The organism is Bifidobacterium sp. LH_413 (assembly GCF_056357015.1).
Window position 1 is genome coordinate 1 of sequence record NZ_JBKEVK010000004.1, and the last position, 19,902, is coordinate 19,902.

Below are 19,902 nucleotides of genomic sequence, written 5' to 3' on the forward strand. Positions count from 1 at the left end.
GCCGAACACCCCGGAAACCAACCAACAGCAGACAACCGGACCGCTCAGCGGCAGCGAATGAATAACCTACACCACACCGACCAACACCGCAAACCCACACCACAAAACAACCCCCAAAACCCCGGAAACACAACACTCCACCGGCGTGTCGAAAAACCGACCACAAACAACCCAACAACCCCCCACAGTCGGCCAAAGGCCGGCAGCTCCCCCTCACAGGGAGAGCAGACACCGCTATCTCTTCCCCGCGCGATTGCAGAGGGCCGGGCGACGGACGCATGCCGCATCGCGCCGCCCGGTTCCCATACCCCGGACCACTCAGCGCCCGTAGAACAGACGGTCGGTGACCTCCCTGGCCTTGCGCATGACGGCGAGCAGGTCGTTCTCGAAATGCTGCCCGCGGTTCGCGTCGTAGCCGAGGTAGACGGCGATGCCGCCGAGCGAATACATGTCGTCGGGCAGGATGTCGGCCTGGTTGACGCGTCCGGACCACAGGTAGTTGCCGTTGCGCGCCGCCGTGCACATCGTCCACGCGTGGCGCAGGGTCGCGGCGTCGCCCGCGTCGATGAGCTTGCGGCGTTCGAGCACGTCGAGGGCCGCCAGGGTGCCGCCAACGCGCAGCTCCTTGATGTCGCCGGCGTGACGCAGCTGCATGAGCTGCACGGTCCATTCCACGTCGGATAGGCCGCCTTTGCCGAGTTTGAGGTGGCGGTCGCGGCGCACGTTGCGCGGCAGTCGTTCCGCCTCCATGCGCGCCTTGAGTTTGCGGATGTCGCCGATTTCGGCGTCGGTCAGGTCGACGTGCGGGTAGCGCAGCGGGTCGGCGAGGTTGGCGAGGAAGTCGCGTGCGAGCGCCTCGTCGCCGGCCGCATACCGGGCGCGCAGCAGCGCCTGCCGCTCCCACGTGCTCGACCAGGAGCGGTAGTACTCCTCGCAGGAGGCGTAGGAGCGCACGAGCGGCCCGTTCTTGCCTTCCGGCCGCAGATCCAGGTCGAGTTCGATCTTCGGTTCCAGCGTGGTCGGCCCTTGCAGGATGGCGCGCAGGTCCTCGACGACCTTGCGGGCGAACAGGTTCGCCGTGCGCTCGTCGACGCCATCGCCGGGACGGTAGATGATGATCGCGTCCGCGTCGGAGCTGAAGTTCACCTCACGTCCGCCGTAGCGTCCCATGCCGATGACGGCGAGCGCGGCAGGCGCCGCGGCGGCCCCACCGGCATCGGAGCCGCCGTCCGCCCCGAATTCGCGCATCCGGTTGTTGACCGCCCAGGTGAGCGCCGCGTCGATGATCGCGTCGTACACGTCGGTCATGCCTTCCAATGACGCGGCGTCGTCCATCACGCCGCTCATCCAGGCGAGGCCGATGCGTTCGATCTCGTGCCGGCGCATGGCGCGCATCGATGTGGCGAAGTCGTTGATGTCGCCCGCGTTGCGTTCCAGCGAGGAGCGGCATTGCACGTCGAGGCTGTCGCGTGTGCGCGCCTTGAGTCGTTCGTCGTTGCCGAGCCAGGTGACCGATTCGACGGACTTGTTGAGCGCGTCGCCGAGGAAACGCGAATTGGACAGCACGTGGCACAGGCGCTGTGCGGCGGATGTGGAGTCGCGCAGGAAGCCGAGGTATTCGCTTTCGGTGCCGAAATGCTCTTCGAGTTTGCGCCAGTTGAGCAGGCCCATGTCCGGGTTCTGGCCTTGGCCGAGCCATTCGAGCACGGCGGGCAGGATGATGCGGTTGATCTTGGCGGCGCGCCCGAGGCCGTTGGTGAGGGCGACGACGTGGCGCATGGCGGCGTCCGGATCGCCGAATCCGATGGAGCTGAAGCGTTCGCGGGCCGCATCCTGGCTCAGGTCGATCTGGTCGTCCTCCAGTTGCGCGGAGACGGGCAGCATCGGCCGGTAGTAGATGTCGAGGTGGAGGTGGCGCACTTCGCGGCGCGTCTCGTCGTAGCGTTCGACGAGTTCCTCCGGGTGGAGGCGGAAGGCGCGCGCCACGCGGCGCAGCTCCTGGTTCTGGTTCAGCGCGTCCACGTCCACGTCGCGTTTGCGTTCGAGCCCGCCGAGGTTCGCCCCCGCGCCCAGGTCGGGGAACAGGTGGGTGCGTTTCAACGCCCACATCTGCTGACGGTGTTCGAGCACGCGTTCGAACCGGTAGTCGGCGGACATCCGCGCGGCCTGTTTGCGCGACACGTAGCCGCCTTCGGCGAGACGCGCCAACGATTCGAGCGTGGAGCGGGTGCGCAGCGTCTCGTCGGTGCGCCCGTGGACGAGCTGGAGCATCTGCACGGTGAATTCGACGTCGCGCAGACCGCCTTTACCGAGTTTGATCTCGCGGTCCTTGAGCGGCGCGGGGATGAGGTCTTCGACGCGCTTGCGCATCTTCTGGCAGTCGTAGACGAAGTTGTCGCGTTTGGCGGCGGACCAGACGAACGGTCGGGTCATGTCCATGTAGGCGCGTCCGAGCTCCGGGTCGCCGGCGACGGGCCGGGCCTTCAGGAGCGCCTGGAACTCCCAGTTCTCCGCCCACTGCTCGTAGTAGCCCTGATGCGAGTCGATGGTGCGCACCAGCGGGCCGTCCTTGCCTTCGGGCCTCAGCCCTCCGTCGATCTGCCACAGGGTCGGTTCGGCGACGCCCATGATCACGGACTGGCATACGCGTTGCAGGGTGGTGGCCATCTTCGTGCCGATGCGGATGAGCTCCTGGCGTCCGATCTCCTTGTCGGCGGGTTCGACCGCGTAGATGAGGTCCACGTCGGACACGTAGTTGAGTTCCTGGGCGCCGAGCTTGCCCATGCCGATGATGACGAACCGTACGTGTTCGCTGCCGGGCACTTCGTGGCGGGCGATGGCGAGCGCGCCTTCGAGCGCCGCGTCGGCCAAATCGGACAGTTCGCGGCTGATGGTCGGCTGGATGGCGCACGGGTCGGCGGCGGTGGCGTCCTGCGCCATGATGGCGGCGAGCTGGCGGCGGTAGGTGCCGCGCAACGCGGTGGCGGATTCGGCGAGCGGAAGCGTGGCGGCGGGCGCGGCCGTCTCGTCCGGATCGGCGCCGACGGCCTTGAGGATGTGCGCGCGTCGTTGCGCGTGGTCGTACAGGTGGCTGTCGCAGCTGTCCTTGGATGCGGCTTCGACGAGTTCGGGACGGAAGCGCATGAGCTTGCCGAGCGCGTCGGATACGCCGAGCACGGTGACGAGCCGTTCGAACGCCGGCTGGTCGGGCACCATCTCCTCGAAGTCGCGTCCCTGGCTCTGCACGGCGTTGGTGATGCCGACAAGGTTGGCGAGGGCCGCGTCCGGGTCGCATGCCTCGGCGAGCGCCTTGAGGATGAACCGCAGCCGATCGTCCGGCACCCCGTCGGCTTTGAGACGGTCGAACTGCCCGCGCGCGTCGTCGAGGTTCTGCAGGCCCGCGCGGATCAGATCCATCGCGGAGGGGCGGAATGCGTCATTTGCGTTCATACCTAGCTAATGTACACCGCGCCCTGCGTTAGACTGGGACGCGGTCGCAATCGTTTCGCGGCGGGGCCTCTCACGGCGGCCGGCGCCGCATGTCGGACGCCGCGCCGCGCACGCGTGCCGCGGACGGTCCGGAAAGGGTATGGTCATGAACGCTGTTGATATCGCGGGCGTCGTCGCCTCGTGCGTGGTCGGCGTGCCGATAGGCGTGTTCTTCGGTCTGGTTCCGTTCAGGAAGGACGAGCTCACCGAGGAGCAGAACAAGGCCTCGCAGGTGCTCGGCGTGGTCGGCGTGGGTCTGATCGTCGTGCTGATCTTCATGAAGCAGGACGCCGCCTCCTGGGCGGCGACGTTCGCGATGCTGGCGGGCTTCGCCATCGGCAAGATTCCGCCGTTGCACGCGTGGGCGCTCCGTCGTTTCCCGTGGCTGCAGCCGAGGAAGGCTCCGGTGAAGCGCGGCGGGGGGAACGGCGGAAAGGCGTCGAAGAAGCGGAAGTGACGCCCGTTCCCCGCATCGCGGATGACGGAAGGCGGTGGATTCCCGACATGGGATTCCACCGCCTTCCGTCGATTCGGGACCGGCTCGGCGGTGATTCGGCGCCGCTCCCGGACCACAGGATCACCGCCGGATCACCGCCGAATCGCCGTCACTCCTCCGTCTTGGTGAACAGGGGACGCACGTTGCGCCAGATGCGGCGCGTGGTGGCGGGACGGTTCATCGTGTACAGGTGCACGCCGTCGACGCCGTGGGCGACGAGGTCGGTGATCTGCGCGGACGCGTAGTTGATGCCCGCCTCACGCAACGTGGGCACGTCGTTCCCCCACCGCTCGAGCAGCGCCTCGACGGCGGGCGGCACGACCGTGTTGTTCTTCGCGGCCATGGAACGCAGCGACTTCGCGCCGTTGATCGGCATGATGCCCGCCTCGATCGGCACATCGATGCCGGCGGCGCGCGCCTTGTCGAGGAAACGGTAGAAGTCCTCGTTGTCGTAGAACAGCTGGGAGATGAGATGCGTGGCGCCGGCGTCGACCTTGGCCTTGAGATAGTCGATGTCCTGGTCGAGCGAGGCGGCCTGGTAGTGGCCTTCCGGATAGCAGGCGCCGAACACCTTGAGATCCGGCTTGCGGGCGCGGATGTAGCGCACCAGGTCGATGGCGTGCTCGAAGACGCCGACTGGGGTCTCCCCTTCGATGTAGTCGCCACGCAGGGCGAGCACGGCGTCGACGCCGGCGTGCTCGAACATCTCCAACGCCTCGTCGACCTTCGCCTCGTCGGAGTAGAGGGCGGTCAGATGGGCGACCGTGGGGATGCGGTACTCCTTGCGGATCGTGTTGGCGATGCGCGCGGTGGCGGTGCGGTCGGCGTGCGTGCCGTGGCCGTAGGTCACCGAGATGAAGTCCGGGTGCATGCCCTGCAGGCCGTCGAGCGTGTCGTAGATGGTGCCGACGGGCGCGTCCCGCTTCGGCGGGAACACTTCCAGCGAGAACATCGGCTGATGCATGATTGAAACCTTCCTTCGTGAGTGAGGCTCCCTCTTGGGAGGGAGCCTCACTCATCTCATTGCGTTGCCGCTGACGCGATCACTTGGCGAGCTGGGCGCGCACGGCCTTGGCGGCGGCGACGAGGTGCTCGAGGCTCGGCCAGGTCTCCGCGTTGCCGCGGGTCTTCAGACCGCAGTCCGGGTTGATCCAGACCTTCTCGACGTCCATCTTCTTGAGGATCTCGCCGATGCGCTCCTCGATCTCCTGCTCGGAGGGGATGCGCGGGGAGTGGATGTCGTAGACGCCCGGGCCGGCCTCGGTCTCAAAGTTGGCCTCGTGGATGGCGTCGAGCACGACGAGGTCGCCGCGGGACGCCTCGAAGGAGATCACGTCGGCGTCCATCGCGTCGATGTCGCGGATGATGTCGTTGAACTCGGAGTAGCACATGTGCGTGTGGATCTGCGTGGTCGGCTTGACGCCGGAGTGCACGAGACGGAACGCGGGCACGGCCCAGTCGAGGTACTTGGAGTGCCAGTCGGTCTTCCTCAGCGGCAGCTTCTCGCGCAGCGCGGCCTCGTCGATCTGGATGACCTTGATGCCGGCGGCCTCCAGGTCGAGCACCTCGTCACGGATGGCGAGGGCGAGCTGCTGGGTCTGCTGCTCGTGGGTGATGTCCTCGCGCGGCCAGGACCAGTTGAGGATGGTGACCGGGCCGGTGAGCATGCCCTTCATGACGTGGTTCGTGCGGCTCTGCGCGTACGAGGACCATGCGACGGTGATCGGCTTGGCGCGGGAGACGTCGCCCCACACGATCGGGGGCTTGACGCAGCGGGTGCCGTAGGACTGGACCCACGCGTTCTTGGTGAACAGGAAGCCGTTGAGGTTCTGGCCGAAGTACTCGACCATGTCGTTGCGCTCGAACTCGCCGTGGACGAGCACGTCGAGGCCGATCTCCTCCTGGTGCTTGATGCACGCGTCGATCTGGCCCTTGATGAACTCGTCGTACGCTTCCTTGGTGATCTCGCCCTTGCGGAACTTCGCACGCTCGGCGCGCACCTCGCGCGTCTGCGGGAAGGAGCCGATCGTCGTGGTGGGCAGCAGCGGCAGGCCGAGGGCCTCGCGCTGCAGCTTCTGGCGCTCGGCGCGGGCCGGCTGGCGCGTGTAGTCGGCGTCGGTGAGGGCGGCGATGCGCTCGGCGACCTTCGGGTCGGCGGCCACGCGGGTGCCGTCGAACAGCTCCTGGTTGGCGGCGAGCGCCGGATCGGCCTTGCGGGCCTCGTCGTCGGCGTCGGCGAGTGTGGCGATCTCCTTGAGCTCGCCGAGCTTCTCGACGGCGAACGCGAAGTGCTTGAGCACGGCCGGGTCGAGGGCGGTCTCGCCTTCGGCGCTGAACGGCACGTGCAGCAGGGAGCTGGCGGTGGAGACGGCGACGTTCGGCGTGACCTGCTTGAGGGCGTCGACGAGGCCGAGGCTCACGGCGTAGTCGTTGCGCCAGATGTTGCGGCCGTTGACGACGCCGGCGAAGATCGTGGTGCCCTCGGCGACGCCGTGCTTGGAGACGGCGGCGAGGTTCTCGTCCTTGCCTTCGTTGAGGTCGAGGCCGATGCCGTCGAAGCCGAGCAGGTTGACGGTCTCGTACACGTCGGCGATGTGGCCGAAGTACGTGTTGAGCAGCACCTTGATCTTGCCGTCGCGGGCGGGCAGGATCTTCGCGTAGAGGCTCTTGAACAGCTCCACGTCGCCCGGCTGCTTGTCGAGCACGAGGAACGGCTCGTCGATCTGAATCCACTTGGCGCCGAGCTCGTTGAACTTGGCGAGCACCTCGGCGTACACGGCGGCGACCGCGTTCACGAGGCCCTTGTCGAAGGCGAGCTCCTGGGCGTCGTCGTCACGGGCGAGCTTGAGGAACGTGTACGGGCCGATGAGCACCGGCTTGGTCTCGATGCCGAGCTCCTTGGCCTCGAGGTACTCGTCGAACGGCTTGGTGCCGTTGAGCTTGATCTCGGTGGACGGCTCGATCTCCGGCACGATGTAGTGGTAGTTGGTGGTGAACCACTTCTTCATCGGCAGGGCGGTCACGTCGCCCTTGTCGCCCTGGTAGCCGCGGGACATGGCGAACAGGGTCTCCTCCGGCTCGGTGAAGCCGAGACGCTGGTAGCGCTCCGGGATCACGTTAAGCAGGATCGCGGTGTCGAGCAGCTGGTCGAAGTAGCTGAAATCGTTGCTCGGGATGAGGTCGACGCCGGCGGCCGCCTGGAGCTTCCAATGCTTGGCCCTGAGCTCCTTGGCGGTGGCGTGCACCTCGTCGAGCGAGGCGTTGCCCTTCCAGTAGGCCTCGATGATCTTCTTCAGCTCTCGGTTCTGACCGATGCGCGGGAACCCGGACACGGACGTGAGTGCAGCCATGAATCCTCCATACTGCTAGCGTTAACGAAACGGCTTTTCAACCCGCCCAGCCTATCAAACACATCCGCAAACAGGGTCATCAGCGACGGTTAAGTGTCGCTATCAATCGGCTTTATAGCGCCGTTTTCCGACCTTGTTCAACGAGCGCTTGGCAACCGGACGAATACACGAGCGGCGAGTATACGCCGCCCGTACCGCCCACGCTCCGCCATGCCCATATACCGGCTACGCGCCGTATCGGCCACCGGCCATACCGGCCGACGGCCGGAGCCGGCAGCGCTCAGTCGAAGTCGGAGGAGCTCATCACGGCGAGCAGGTCGCCGGAATGCACCTGCCACTGCTTGAACGGCTTGTCGGAGCCGAAGATCACCACGCCCGCGGTCTGAAGCCCCAGGTTGAGCAGGTCGAGGCGTTCCGGATCGGATTCGGAGGAGGCGAGCCACTGGCTGGCGATCGAAACGGTGGGCTCATGGCCGAGCACCATGAGCACGCGCGCCTTGTCCTTGACGTGCGTGAGCTCGTCGAACACGGCCTGCATGCCGCCGTCGTAGAGGCTCTGATGGTAGTCGACCTTGGGCTTGTCGCCGAAGGTCTTAAGCATCTTGCCCAGGGTCTGGCGGGCGCGCGTGGCGGCCGAGCAGGCGATGGCGTCGGGCACGAGCTTCATCTCGGCGAGCCCCTTGGCGACCTTCTTCGCCTGCTTGAGCCCCTTGGACGTGAGCTCGCGGCCATAGTCGCCCTCGGCGCCGAACGGCTCCGCCTTCGCATGCCGCATGACGATCAGGATGTGGTCGTAGCCCTTGGCCCGCTTCGCGACCTTGTTCGGATTGACTCCCATCTTGGGCCTCCCAGCCTCGATGTCCACCGCCTCACGCGTCATATGCACGGTCATATGCACGCGCCATATGCGTGAGCGCTCACGAATACATCATTCGATTATACGTCCGCGCCCGCGCCCGCGCATCACGTCAGACGTCGAGCGAGCCCACCTGCCGGTCGAGGTCGCGCAGCACCTTGCGCAGCTTGCGGTCGGAGATGTCGCGCAGCTCGAGGTCCTCCAGCTGCGCCTCGCGCTCCTCGGCGGTCATCTCGTCCACGTCGGTGACGGTGTCCTTGGCGGGGCGGTCGCGCTTCTTCAGCGCGGTGAAGCCGTCGGCCATGGCGCGCGCGACGACGAGGAAGCCGGTGTGGCCGATCATCTGGTGGTCGGGGCGCACGGCGAGGCCGGCGACCTTCCAGCTGCGTTCGAGCGTCTCCTGCACGGCCGGCTCCGTCCACCGCCCGGATTCGCGCAGCGCCTCGACCATGCGGCTCATCTGCGTGGTCGTGGTGATGTAGGCGACGAGCACGCCGCCGGGCGCAATCACCCGCCACGCCTGTTCGAGACGGTTCCACGGGTCGAGCATGTCGAGCATGATCCGGTCATAGTGGTGTTCGGGCAGCCCGGCCGCCACCGTGTCGAAGTCGCCGGTCCTCAGGTCCCACCACGCGGGCTTTCCTCCGTAGTAGAGCGTGGCGTTCGCCTCGGCGACGCGCGCGAAGTCGGGTCGCAGCTCGATGGTGGTGAGCCCGCCGGTCTCCCCCACCGCGTCGAGCAGGTTGACGCTCATCGCGCCCGATCCGGCGCCGGATTCGAGCACACGGTGCCCGGAGCGGATGTCGCCGAGCTGGATGACCTGCGCGATGTCCTTCGGGTACATGATCTGCGCGCCGCGCGGCATGGACAGCACGTAGTCGGCGAGACGCGGGCGCATCACCGCGTACTGCCATCCGCCGATCGCGCGCGCCGCCTTCCACGGCTTGCCGGCGTCGCGTTCCGGGTGGAGGGCGTTGACCTGCGCCTCGCGTTTCGCGGTGACGGTGGTGACGACCACGCCTTCGGTGCGTCCGATCACGTCGTCGTGCAGGATCAGGCCGTGCTCGGTCTGCGTGCTGCCTCCGGCGACGATCTGGTCGGTGATCTTCTTGCCCTTGCGGTCGGTGAACTGCACCTTCTCGCCCGCCTGAAGCGGTCCACGTCGCATGAACGGTCTCCTTAGCTGTCTGCTGTCGTTCTCGGGAAACGTCGACGGATCGTCGACGGAATACGGTCATCGTGCCCTATCGCACGGACTACCTATCGCACGGACTACCGCCTACCGCGCCGGCCGCCAACCGGTCGCGTCGGCGAGCGCGTCCAGCGCGGCGCGGTACGAGCCGTCGGCGCGCATGTCGTCGAGCGCCTCGGCGATGTCGGCGGCGAGCGTGACGGCTCCGGCCTGCACGGCGATGCCGTAGCGCACGCTCCCGTAGCGCACGCCCTTCACGCGCGCCGTGAGCGTGCCGCCTTCGTCGCGCGCGAGTCCGGCGAGCGTGACGGCGTCGCCGGCGATCGCGTCGGCGGTGCCGACCATGAGGTCGGTGACGCATTGCGGGTAGGTGTCGCGTTCGCGCGTCCTCGCCCGCGGCGCGACGGCGAGCAGCGCGTCTTTCGCGCCGCTGCCGGCGACCGTGCAGACGGACTTGCCGGCGAGCGCGGCGACGTCGCCGAGGCTTCCGGCGTCGTCGGGGCGTGCGAGCAGTCCCTGCCGTGTGGTCAGGTACGGTCCGGCATAGGTGGCGCCGGCATCGGAGGCGACGCCCGTCGCGCCCGCGTCGCCGTCCTTGCCGCCACTGTCCCGGCCGTCGCCGTTCCCGTCGTCGGCGGGCATCGGCATGCCGGCGACGACCATGTCGACGGTGCCGTCGGCGAGCAGTTCGAGACGGTTGGCGGGTTCGACCTGTTTGAAGACGATCTGCTTGTTCGCGTATCCGAGTTTCTTGGCGACGTACCGGGCGATCTCGACCTCGAATCCGCCGTAGCCGCCGTCATGCCAGCGTGACAGTCCCGGCTCGTCGGCGGCGACGCCGATCGCGATGGTGGGGCCGTCCGGCTGTCTCACCGTGGAGGGGGCGCCGCCGCAGCCCGCCGTCGCGACGAGCGCGAACGCCGTCAGCGCGGCGGCGAGGCCCCGCGTGACGCGCGTGCGCGCGCCCGGCCGGCGGCTCGCACGGTGCGGACGACGCGGGCGATCGGTTCGGTTGCGGATGGCTGCCATGCGGCGCCTCACTTGAACATGCGCGAACGGGTGAGGAACCAGGTGACGGCGACGGACAGCGCCACGGAGATGAGGATGATGACGGCGAAGCCCCATGATTTGTCGGTCAGCGGCATGCCGAGCATGCCGTCCTGGAAGTTCATGCCGTACATGGAGAAGATGAGCGTCGGGATGGACAGCGTGATGGAGATGATCGTGAAGATGCGCATCACGTTGTTCAGGTTGTTGGACACGATCGAGGCGAACGCGTCGGTCATGTTCGCGAGAACGCCGCTGTAGATGTTGGCCATCTCGATGGCCTGCTTGTTCTCGGTGATGACGTCGTCGAGCAGGTCCTCGTCGTCCGGGTACTGCTTGATGCGCTGCAGGGTGGTGAGCTTCTCCATCACGATCTCGTTCGATTTGAGGGAGGTCGTGAAGTAGACCAAGGTCTTGGAGAGCTCCATGAGCATCACGATTTCGCGGTTCTGCATGGAGTGGCGCAGCTTGAGTTCGAGCTTGTCGCTCTCGCGGTCGATGATGCGCAGGTAGCGCAGGTACATGGTGGCGTTGCGGTAGAGGATCTGCAGGATGAACCGGGAGTGCATGTACGTGTTGAACCCGCGGATTGTGCCCTCCATGAACGGGTGGAGCACGGGCGTGTCCTGCATGCACACGGTGATGATGAGATGCTCGGTGACGATGATCGACAACGGGATGGTCTCGTACCAGTCGCGCCCGCCGCGCTCCTCGACGGTCGGGATGTCGACGATGACCATCGTGTAGTCGTCCTCGACGTCGACGCGGGACCTCTCCTCGTCATCGAGCGGCGCGCGCAGGTCGGCGAGGTCGACGCCGGTCTCGGAGGCGACGGTGGCGAGCTCCACGTCGGTGGGTTCGCTCAGGCACAGCCAGGAGCCGTTCTCCGGTTTGTCGACCCGCTCCACTTGGCCGTTAATGGTGCTGAACATCCTCAACATCGTCTCTTCACCCGCCTTTCGCCGCGTCCGTCCGATCGGGGCCCGCCCCGAAAACCTCGACAAGTCTAGTCCCATGTACGGGACGTGTGCCGACGGATATCGCCATTGCGGTTGAATTCACGGTGAATTCGCGAGACGCCGCGGCCGATGCGGACGTCACCAATCGATCGGCTTCCAGGCGGGCATGTGCGGACCCCTGAGTTCGGCGGGGCCGTTCTCCCAGTCGCCGAGGTTCGCGACGGCGGGGCCCTGGTTGTGTTCGACGAGGTCGAACATCGGCTCGGCCGCGGGCTTCCCATTGACCGTGTGGCGTACGGCGAGACGGCTCCAGCAGGCGTTACGCATCGAGCCGACCGCGTTCATGCCGTCCGGGTCGAGGCCGAGCAGTTCGCTGATCGTCGCGACGATCCACGAGCCGTGGCCGACGAGCATCAGCGTGACGGGCCGCTCGCCCGCATAGGCGGGGTCGGCGATGATGTCGCGCACGGCCTTCGCGCCGCGCTCCCCCACGGCCCGGCGGCTTTCCACCCCATAGGCGGTCTCGCCGCCCTCATGCCGCTTCCATGAGGCGTAGGCTTCGGCGTCCACCGCGCGCACCTCGTCGCGGGTCAGGCCCTCCCATTGGCCGAAGGAGCGTTCGCGCAGACGCGGGTCGGGCGTGACGGGAAGGCCGAGGATGTCGGCGAAGGCATGCGCGGTCTGCATGGCGCGGAACAGGTCGGAGCTGATGACGGCCATGCGGCGGCGTGCGGCGGGGGCCTCCTCGTATTCGAACGTGCGGGTCCTCTCCCGGGCCTCGGGTCCCGGCTGCGGAATCGCCGCGGGATCGTCGGCGAGGCGGCTCACCTTCGCCCAGTAGTAGCGGGCGGCAAGCGCGAGCCCGGACTGGTCGGCCTGCCATTGGCCGACGATGTCGAGCGGCACGTCGATCTGCCCCTGCAATCGGCGTTGGAGGTTGTAGTTCGTGCGTCCGTGCCTGAGCATCACGATCTCGTCGATCATCGTCGGTCCTTTCCGTCGCCTGCGGCCGTGCCGCCATCCACGTCCCAGCTTCCCACATGACCGCCGGTGCCGCCGCCGCGGCGCGCCGGGCCGCCGGTACAATGGAGCGGTGTTGATTTCTGATGCCACGCGCGCCTTCGCCCGCGCGCATAGGGATGGGGACGTGCGCGACCTCGCGCTGCACGCGAAGCCGGGTCCGGACGTGGATCTCACGGCCGCGTTGGAGCAGATCGCCGGATTCCGGACGGCGCGTGTGAAGCTGCCCGGCTGGGCGGCGTGCGAAGGCGTCGTCTACCCGCCGCACCTGGCGATGGAGCAGTGCTCGTCGGAGGCGACGGCGCGCTACAAGGCGGACGTCGCGCGGCGGATCGTCGCGGGCGGCTCACCGACGACGCTGATCGACTTCACCGGCGGTTTCGGCGTGGATTTCTCGTATATGGCGCGCGCGTTCGACCATGCGGTCTACGTGGAGCGGCAAGAGCATCTGTGCGAGCTGGCCGCGCACAACCTGCCGGCGCTCGGGCTCGCGCACGCGCACGTCGTGAACGACGACGCGGCCGTCTATCTCGCGACGTTGCCGGACGATGCGGCGACGATGGCGTTCCTCGATCCGGCGCGGCGTGACGCGCATGGCGCGCGCACGTACGCGATCGCCGACTGCACGCCGGACGTGCTGGGACTGATCGGCCGGCTGCTCGCCGTCGCCCCGCACGTGATGGTGAAGCTCTCCCCGATGCTCGACTGGCATAAGACGGTCGCCGATTTCGCGGGACGCGTGCACGAGGTGCATATCGTGTCCGTCGCCAACGAGTGCAAGGAGCTGCTGCTCGTCATCGGCCGCGACGCGTGCGCCGCGCCGCGGGTCTTCTGCGTGAACGACGGGCGGGTATTGGAGTTCGACGCGAGTGATGACGGGAACGACGGGAACGACGCCGCGGCCGGCGACGATGCGGCCGGCGACGCGGTATCGGCCGACCCCGCCGACCCCGGTTCGTGGCGGTACCTGTACGAACCGAACGCGTCGATCATGAAGGCGGGCTGCTTCGCCCTGCTCGCGCGCCGGTTCGCCGTCGCCCCGGTCGCACGCGACAGCCACCTGTTCGTCTCCGGGAATCCGGTCGAGGATTTCCCCGGCCGCGCGTTCGAGGTCGACACGGTCGCCACGATGAACAAGAAGGAGCTCAAGCGCCTGACGGACGGGCTCACGCACGCGAACATCGCCACACGCAACTTCCCGCTCCCGGTCGCCGCGCTGAGGAAGAAGCTCAAACTCAAGGACGGCGGCGACGCCTACCTGTTCGCCACCACCGACGCCGCCGGCCGCCACATCGTCATCCGTTCGCGGAAGATCCCGCGGACGGCGTGAGCGCGTTCTCGGTGACGCGCCGGATGCACACGATGAGGTCCATGGCAAGCGTGCCGGGGAACAGTTTCACGAGCGGTCGCGGGCGGCTCAGATACGGCTTGTTGAGGTCCTTCACATCCAGATAACCGTTCGCCTCGATGTACGCGATGATCGTGTGCAGGAACGCGATCTGCTGCTGGTTCAGGGCGTGGTCGTTGATGAATCCGGTGAACGCCTTCGCGGCGGCCTCATGATCGAGTTTCGCGATGCTGCGCACGAGCAGTCCGAATGGCTGGTCCGCATAGGTCGCCTCGTAGTCCTCGCGCGTGCCGAGCTCCTCGACGAGCACATGCTCCAGGTCGCTGAAGTCCGATGCGGTGAGCGGCTCGTTGCGGTGCAGTTTGCCGATCACCCCCTCGTTCAGGTGTTCGTTCACGTATCGGTTGACTTTGAGACGGTAGTCCTCGTAATGCTCTCCCATGTCGAACGGCTCGCCTTCGGTGCGACGCGTGACCGGATCGGACAAATCGGTGATGACGACCTTCCTGCCGCCCTCGCCCAGCGTGTAGCGGACGAGTCCGCGCAGGGCGAGCCGGATGCGTTCGAGTTCGGCCACGTCGGCACCGTTCAGATAGTCCGGCCCGTCGGTGATGCGGCCGATCAGCTCCTTGCGCTCACGCACCGGATCCAGCGTCATACGGTCGGCCAGCTTCACGGCGAGGCCGCGTACGCGTGCGGCGTATCCGCCAGTCTTTCCGCCGGTCGCACGTTCGACCATGAACCCGTACATGAGCGCGTCGAAGCGCAGCGCGTCCTCGTCGGGGTCCTCGTAGCTCACGAGCGGTGCAACATCGGTCGTGAGCGTGCGCACGTCGAGGTCGGTGAGCACGTCGAACGCCTTGCGGTCACGGAACGGTTCGACGGCGGCGCGGGCGAGGCGGACGGCGGCGGCCGAACCGTCGAGTCCGGCGACGTGCGCGTGGAGGTCGTCGGCGAGTTCCACGCGCCATGCGCGGATTCCCGCGTCTCCCGCGTACGGCATGGATTGGAACGCATGGGCGAGCGCCGTCTTGCGGGCGAACACGCGGCCGCTGATCGTGAGCATGGCGCCGCCTGCGTCGATGGCGTTCGGGTTGGCGCGGAAGAACGCGAAGTTGGAGCAGTAGTCGAAGATCATGAAATGGCGTTTGCCCACGTATTCGCCGGCGTCGCGTTCCCAGCAGTCGAGGTCGTCGCAGGTACGCGTGCCTCGTCCGATCATCTGCATGAACTTGATCTTCGATCGCACCTTTTTGAAGAAGACGAGGTTGACGATTCCGGGCACGTCGACGCCGGTGTCCATCATGTCGACGGATACGGCGATGACGGGCATGGGCTTGTACTTGAAATCGTCGATGAGGCTGCGGGAGTGGTCGTCGCCGTGCACGATCGCCTTGATGAATCCCTGACCGGCGAGACGCGGGAAACGCTCACCGAAGCGTTGCACGATGTAGCGGGCGTGCGCCTGGTTGACGGCGAAGATGATGGTCTTGCCGAGCCGTTCGCCGCCGTTGGTCCTGATGCCGTTGGCGTCGAGATCGTCGAGCACCGCGTCCACGGTGGCCGGGTTCATCACGAACCGGTTGAGCGCGTCCGCGTCCACGTGGTCGGGAACGTCGCGCCTCCAACCGTCGCCGGAGCCTGTGCCGTCGCCTGTTTCTTCGGGCACGAGTCCAAGCTCCTCTTCGCCGAAGTCCTCCTCGTAGCGTCGTTTCTCGTCGTCGGGAAGATCGTCGTACACGATGCCGTCGTCCATGAACTTCGTGGACGCCTCGATGTTGTGGTACGGCACGAGCACGCCGTCCTTCAGCGCCTGCTCGTATTCGTACACGTAGGTGGGCACGCCGTGCTCGACTTGGAAGAACTCGTAGGTGTTGCGGTCCACCTCGTCGCGCGGCGTGGCGGTGAGCCCGACGACGAGCGCGTCGAAATGGTCGAAGATCACGCGGAACTTGTTGAAGATGGACCGGTGCGCCTCGTCCACGATGATGAGGTCGAAATGCCCGGACGAGAACACGGGTCTGCCGTCGTCGCCGGTTTCGGCGTCAATCGCGTTGACCATGGTCTGGTATGTGGAGAACACGATGCGCGCGGTCACGTCGCGCCGTTTCGTGTCGCACATGTTGCACAGGGATTGGTTGGGCAGATAGTCGCCGTAGGCGCTTGCCGCCTGGTTGACGAGCGCGACGCGATCGGCGAGGAACAGCACGTTGGTGACGTGCCCCGCGCGCATGAGCGCGTCGGCGAGCGCCGCGGAAACGCGCGTCTTGCCGGTGCCGGTGGCCATGACGAGCAGTGCGCGGCGCCGTCCCTTCTCGAAGGTCCCGCATGCGGCTCGGACCGCTTCGATCTGGTAGTAGCGGTTGGAGCCGCCGCCGGCGATGGCCGTGTCCACGGGCACGAGGGTGGGGCGTGTCGCGGTCGCGCGGCGGCGCATGATGCGTTCCATGTCGTCGCGGGCGAACACTTCGCCGACTGGACGCAGGTCGCCGTGACCGCCGGCCACGTATTGGGTGCGATAGCCGTTGGAGAGGAAGACGAGCGGACGGATTCCGCATTCGGCTTCGAGGCAGTCGGCGTATTGGATGGCTTGGGTAAGTCCCTCCTGTTCGTCGCGCGAGGTGCGTTTCGCCTCGATGATGGCGAGCGGCTTGCCGTCGCGCCCGTTGAGCACGTAGTCGATGCGCCCGGTTGTGCCGGGGTTCCCTCCCATGCCGGTGACGGGCCGTTCGCGGATGATGTCGTGTTCGGTCCATCCGACGAGTGCGAGGTCCATGTCGATGAACCTGCGTCTCGTCTCGTATTCGTTCAGGTCGATGGACGGCTCGGGTTCGGGGGTTTCATGCGGCGCGGCCTTGCGCTCCTCGAGTTGCCCGGCGAGTTCGCGCACCTGCCGTTCGAGTGCTTCGATGCGGGCGTCCTTCTCGCCGATGCGGGACTCGTAGTCCTTGCGTGCGGCGTCCTCCCGCCGTTTGAGCTCCTTGGCGGCGAGCGAGTGGGCGACGGCGGGCACCTGTTTCGAATCGAAGGTGCGCCGATGGTAGTCGCTGCCGTACATGTAGTCGATCCATTGAGTGAACGCGAAGAGGATTTTGAGGGAGAACATCGCGTCCTCGGGTTTGAGCTTCGCGTTGCGGTGCGCGGCCATGTTGCCGGCCTTGATGACGTATTGGAAGGATTCCCACAGTCTGCCGCCGCCGACGGCCTTGACGAACGTATCCTCGTGGACGAGCGATTGCAGGTTGTCGCGATAGGGCGTCTCGATGGCGGGGTCGGCGGCGTACGTCCATTTGACGGCGAGTTCGAAGGCGCGACGGGCGGCGAGCGCGCTGATCGTCGGCGACAGGCCGAACGCGCGCTCCGCCTCGACGCACGCATGCGCGAACATCTCGTATTCGGAGTGTCCTTCAAGGTACGAGAAGTTGCCCATCCGCCGTTCTCCCTTCGCTTCCGCTACGCCGCGAAATACCGTTGCGTAAGGCTATCGTACAACGTGTTGAGGCGTTCGAGACGGGCATCGAGCGTGGATTTCAACGATTCGACCTGCATCACGAACGCCGCGAACTCGCGCTGGAGTTCGATGGGCGGGACGGGAACCTCCACACTCGCCAACGTCTTGATGGAAAGATATGAGACCGTGGTCCCCGAAGTACGCCCCAGGAGCTCGTTCCTGAACGAAGGCATGCCGAACAGATGAACCAGAAACGTGGAATCGAGACTGTTCTTCTGTCTTTTCAGCCAAGTAATCATTCCATCCTGGAAATAGAACTCGTCTTCAGGTCGCACCACATAGCACAGGCCCATCGTGCCGCGTGCAGTGACAAGAACATCCCCACCGCGTGGAACCTGATTGGCGTTCCGCAACTGCTCATACGATTCTCTGCTGACATATGAAGAGCACGCATTCGTATCGCCACCGATGCGACTGGTCAAATCACCGAGCTTGAGAAACGGAACCCCGTTTTTCTGCAAGTCACGTGCATATATGCGTTTCGCGGAAGTCACCGTGTACAGGCTGTCCATCTTCTGCTGATTCCAGCGATTACGGTCCTCCACGGGGTCACCGAACATCTCCATGAAGCGGGATTGTATGAGCTCATCGGCCTTCGTCAGCATCTGCTCCGTACGACGAATCTGTTGTTTCACTATCCCCAGCCGTTGAACAATCCCACATTGTTCATCCAACGGTTTTTGCTCAATCTCAATGGTCTTCAGCAGCCTACTGCTGATTCCGGCAATCGTCGCTCCCTGTTTCTGCGACAGCAAGAATCGCGACTGTGCTTGGATGGCATAGCAAAGGTAATCAACGCTCCACTGCTCTGCGTCAATACCGCTAATCGCAACAATGTCCTGATTCGAGCACATATCCACATCGTTGATCGCGACTTTGCCCACACCGACTCGAATGCCCACGAAAATGGAACCCGCTGGAATCAATTTGGTCGCACTATGTTTAATCGCCTCTTCCGTAATCATCTGCTGCGCATCCGATTCGGAAATATGGCCACCGTTCAAAGCGACCGTACTCACCCATGGAGTCTTACCCTGAAAATACTCATCATGCTTTCGGGAGGGCGTTCCACCAGTGACGAACGTACCAACCGAGCCCAGAGTCACCATCTGCGTCATCACTCACCGTCCTTGGCGAGCAGGGCGGCGAGCGCGTCCATGCCTGCGGCGAACTTCGCGTCGAGGTCGCGCAGTTCGGCCATGAGCTGGGAGGTCGGCGGGTATTCCTTCCTCTCGACCTTCACTTCGACGTACTTGTTGAAGCTCAGGTCGTAGTCCTTCTTCGCGATCTCCTCGCGGGGCACCATGAACCCCTGTTCGGTGCGCGCGCGTCCCCGCTCCCCGTCGAGGTTCGCCCAACGGGCGAGGATGTCGGGGATGTCGTTGTGGTCCGGGTCCTCGTCGCGCTTGTCGTCCAATGTGAACCCGTCGTGGCGCATGTCGTAGAACCACACGTCGCCGGTGCTGCCGGGCGTGTCCGTCCGGGTGAACACGAGCACGGCGGTGCTCACGCCCGAATACGGTTTGAACACGCCGGACGGCATCGAGATCACCGCCTCCAGCTTCTGACGTTCCACCAGCTCCTCGCGCAGCTGACGGTAGGCCTTCGCGTTCGCACGGAACAGCACGCCGTTCGGCACGATGCACGCGCACCGGCCGCCGAGCTTCAGCATGCGCAGGAACAGACCGACGAACAGCAGTTCCGTCTGCTTGGTGTCGACGATCGCGCGCAGTGCGTCGTCGATGTCCTCCACGTCCACGGAACCGGTGAACGGCGGATTGGCGAGCACCGCGTCGAACCGGTCGGCGATCCGGTTGTGACGCGACAGGCTGTCCTGGTTGCGGATGTCCGGATGGGTGACGCCGTGCAGCAGCATGTTCATCGCGGAGATGCGCACCATCGTCTGATCGGTGTCGAATCCGGTGAACTGCGGCCCCTCGAACAGGCCCCATTGGCCGGCGTCCATCCCGTCCCCGTGACGGTCCCTGATCCATTCGGCCGCGGAGATGAGGAAACCGGCGGTGCCGCACGCCGGATCGCAGACCAGCTGGCCCGGCTTCGGGTCGAGCAGTCCCACGATCATGTCGCGGATATGCTTCGGCGTGCGGAACTGGCCGTTCGCGCCCGCCGTGTTGAGCTTGCTCAGCATGTATTCGTACAGGTCGCCCAGATCGTCCTGGTCGGCGGCCACGTCGTCGAGCAGCTCATCCACGCCGCGCACCGCGCGCTCCAGCGTCTTCGGTTTCGTGAAGCCGAACGAGGCGTCCTCCATGCCGCGGGCGAACGCGTTGTCCGAATGCATCGCCTTGATGAACGGGAACGCCGTGCCGGACACCACGCGGAACATCTCCTCGGGCGGCAGATCCTTGAAGTTGTGCCAGCGGGCCGCCTGTCCTTCGGGTGTGGCCGGGAACACACGCTCCGGTTCCCCTCCGGTCATCGCGGCGAGCGATTCGGCTTCCAGCTCCTTGTCGTCGAGCTGCTTCATGAACATGAGGTAGGTGAGCTGCATGATCACCTCGATGGGATTGGTGATGCCTCCCTCCCACATCCGCTGCCAGATGTCGTCCACCTTGTTCTTCACCTGTCCCGTAATCACGCGGCGTTCCTCCGTTCCGTCCCCGTTCCCGTCAT

At 65.9% G+C, this 19,902-nt stretch carries 13 protein-coding genes; 2 read left to right on the plus strand and 11 right to left on the minus strand.

The features are described 5' to 3' along the window. Positions 1-318 precede the first annotated feature (318 nt). Positions 319-3,450 (minus strand): bifunctional [glutamine synthetase] adenylyltransferase/[glutamine synthetase]-adenylyl-L-tyrosine phosphorylase, encoded by a 3,132-nt coding sequence (locus tag AC1AYN_RS07205; RefSeq protein WP_476532743.1) that lies wholly within the window; start codon positions 3,448-3,450, stop codon positions 319-321. Positions 3,451-3,595: 145 nt separating this feature from the next. On the opposite strand from AC1AYN_RS07205, the gene AC1AYN_RS07210 reads away from it, so the two are divergent. Continuing rightward, positions 3,596-3,946, plus strand: a complete 351-nt coding sequence (locus tag AC1AYN_RS07210) for a hypothetical protein (RefSeq protein WP_476532744.1) — start codon at positions 3,596-3,598, stop codon at positions 3,944-3,946. Between the two features lie 148 nt (positions 3,947-4,094). Here AC1AYN_RS07210 and metF read toward each other — a convergent pair whose 3' ends face one another. From metF to AC1AYN_RS07245, 7 genes are all read right to left on the minus strand, one after another. Continuing rightward, complete coding sequence (gene metF, locus AC1AYN_RS07215) at positions 4,095-4,949, minus strand: methylenetetrahydrofolate reductase [NAD(P)H] (RefSeq protein ID WP_476532745.1); 855 nt, start codon at positions 4,947-4,949, stop codon at positions 4,095-4,097. A 79-nt stretch (positions 4,950-5,028) separates the two neighbouring features. Further along, positions 5,029-7,335 carry a 5-methyltetrahydropteroyltriglutamate--homocysteine S-methyltransferase gene (gene metE, locus AC1AYN_RS07220; RefSeq protein ID WP_476532746.1) on the minus strand — a complete coding sequence of 769 codons (2,307 nt, stop codon included), beginning with the start codon at positions 7,333-7,335 and terminating at the stop codon, positions 5,029-5,031. 280 nt (positions 7,336-7,615) lie between these two features. After that, positions 7,616-8,173: a SixA phosphatase family protein gene (locus AC1AYN_RS07225; RefSeq protein WP_476502194.1), complete on the minus strand. Its 558-nt coding sequence runs from the start codon at positions 8,171-8,173 to the stop codon at positions 7,616-7,618. A gap of 130 nt (positions 8,174-8,303) precedes the next feature. Next, positions 8,304-9,359 (minus strand): tRNA (adenine-N1)-methyltransferase, encoded by a 1,056-nt coding sequence (locus AC1AYN_RS07230; protein ID WP_034528004.1) that lies wholly within the window; start codon positions 9,357-9,359, stop codon positions 8,304-8,306. A 111-nt stretch (positions 9,360-9,470) separates the two neighbouring features. Beyond that, positions 9,471-10,412 carry a transporter substrate-binding domain-containing protein gene (locus AC1AYN_RS07235; protein WP_476532747.1) on the minus strand — a complete coding sequence of 314 codons (942 nt, stop codon included), beginning with the start codon at positions 10,410-10,412 and terminating at the stop codon, positions 9,471-9,473. Between the two features lie 8 nt (positions 10,413-10,420). Further along, entirely contained in the window at positions 10,421-11,371 is a 951-nt protein-coding gene (locus AC1AYN_RS07240) for a magnesium transporter CorA family protein (RefSeq protein WP_034528002.1), read from the minus strand. Between the two features lie 156 nt (positions 11,372-11,527). Beyond that, positions 11,528-12,373, minus strand: coding sequence for a histidine phosphatase family protein (locus AC1AYN_RS07245; protein WP_476532748.1), 846 nt, complete (start codon positions 12,371-12,373; stop codon positions 11,528-11,530). Positions 12,374-12,482: 109 nt separating this feature from the next. Between AC1AYN_RS07245 and AC1AYN_RS07250 the strand changes: the two genes are divergently transcribed. Beyond that, on the plus strand, positions 12,483-13,739 hold the full coding sequence (locus tag AC1AYN_RS07250; RefSeq protein ID WP_476532749.1) for a THUMP-like domain-containing protein: 1,257 nt from the start codon (positions 12,483-12,485) through the stop codon (positions 13,737-13,739). On the opposite strand, the gene AC1AYN_RS07255 is transcribed toward AC1AYN_RS07250, so the two are convergent. The 3 genes from AC1AYN_RS07255 to AC1AYN_RS07265 are packed head-to-tail and all read right to left on the minus strand — an operon-like array spanning position 13,705 to position 19,867. After that, entirely contained in the window at positions 13,705-17,187 is a 3,483-nt protein-coding gene (locus AC1AYN_RS07255) for a DEAD/DEAH box helicase family protein (protein WP_476532750.1), read from the minus strand. The two genes, AC1AYN_RS07250 and AC1AYN_RS07255, sit on opposite strands and share 35 nt — an antisense overlap. A 23-nt stretch (positions 17,188-17,210) precedes the next feature. After that, positions 17,211-18,386, minus strand: a complete 1,176-nt coding sequence (locus tag AC1AYN_RS07260) for a restriction endonuclease subunit S (RefSeq protein ID WP_476532751.1) — start codon at positions 18,384-18,386, stop codon at positions 17,211-17,213. After that, entirely contained in the window at positions 18,386-19,867 is a 1,482-nt protein-coding gene (locus AC1AYN_RS07265; RefSeq protein ID WP_476532752.1) for a class I SAM-dependent DNA methyltransferase, read from the minus strand. The genes AC1AYN_RS07260 and AC1AYN_RS07265 overlap by 1 nt, the downstream gene beginning before the upstream one ends. Positions 19,868-19,902 lie beyond the last annotated feature (35 nt).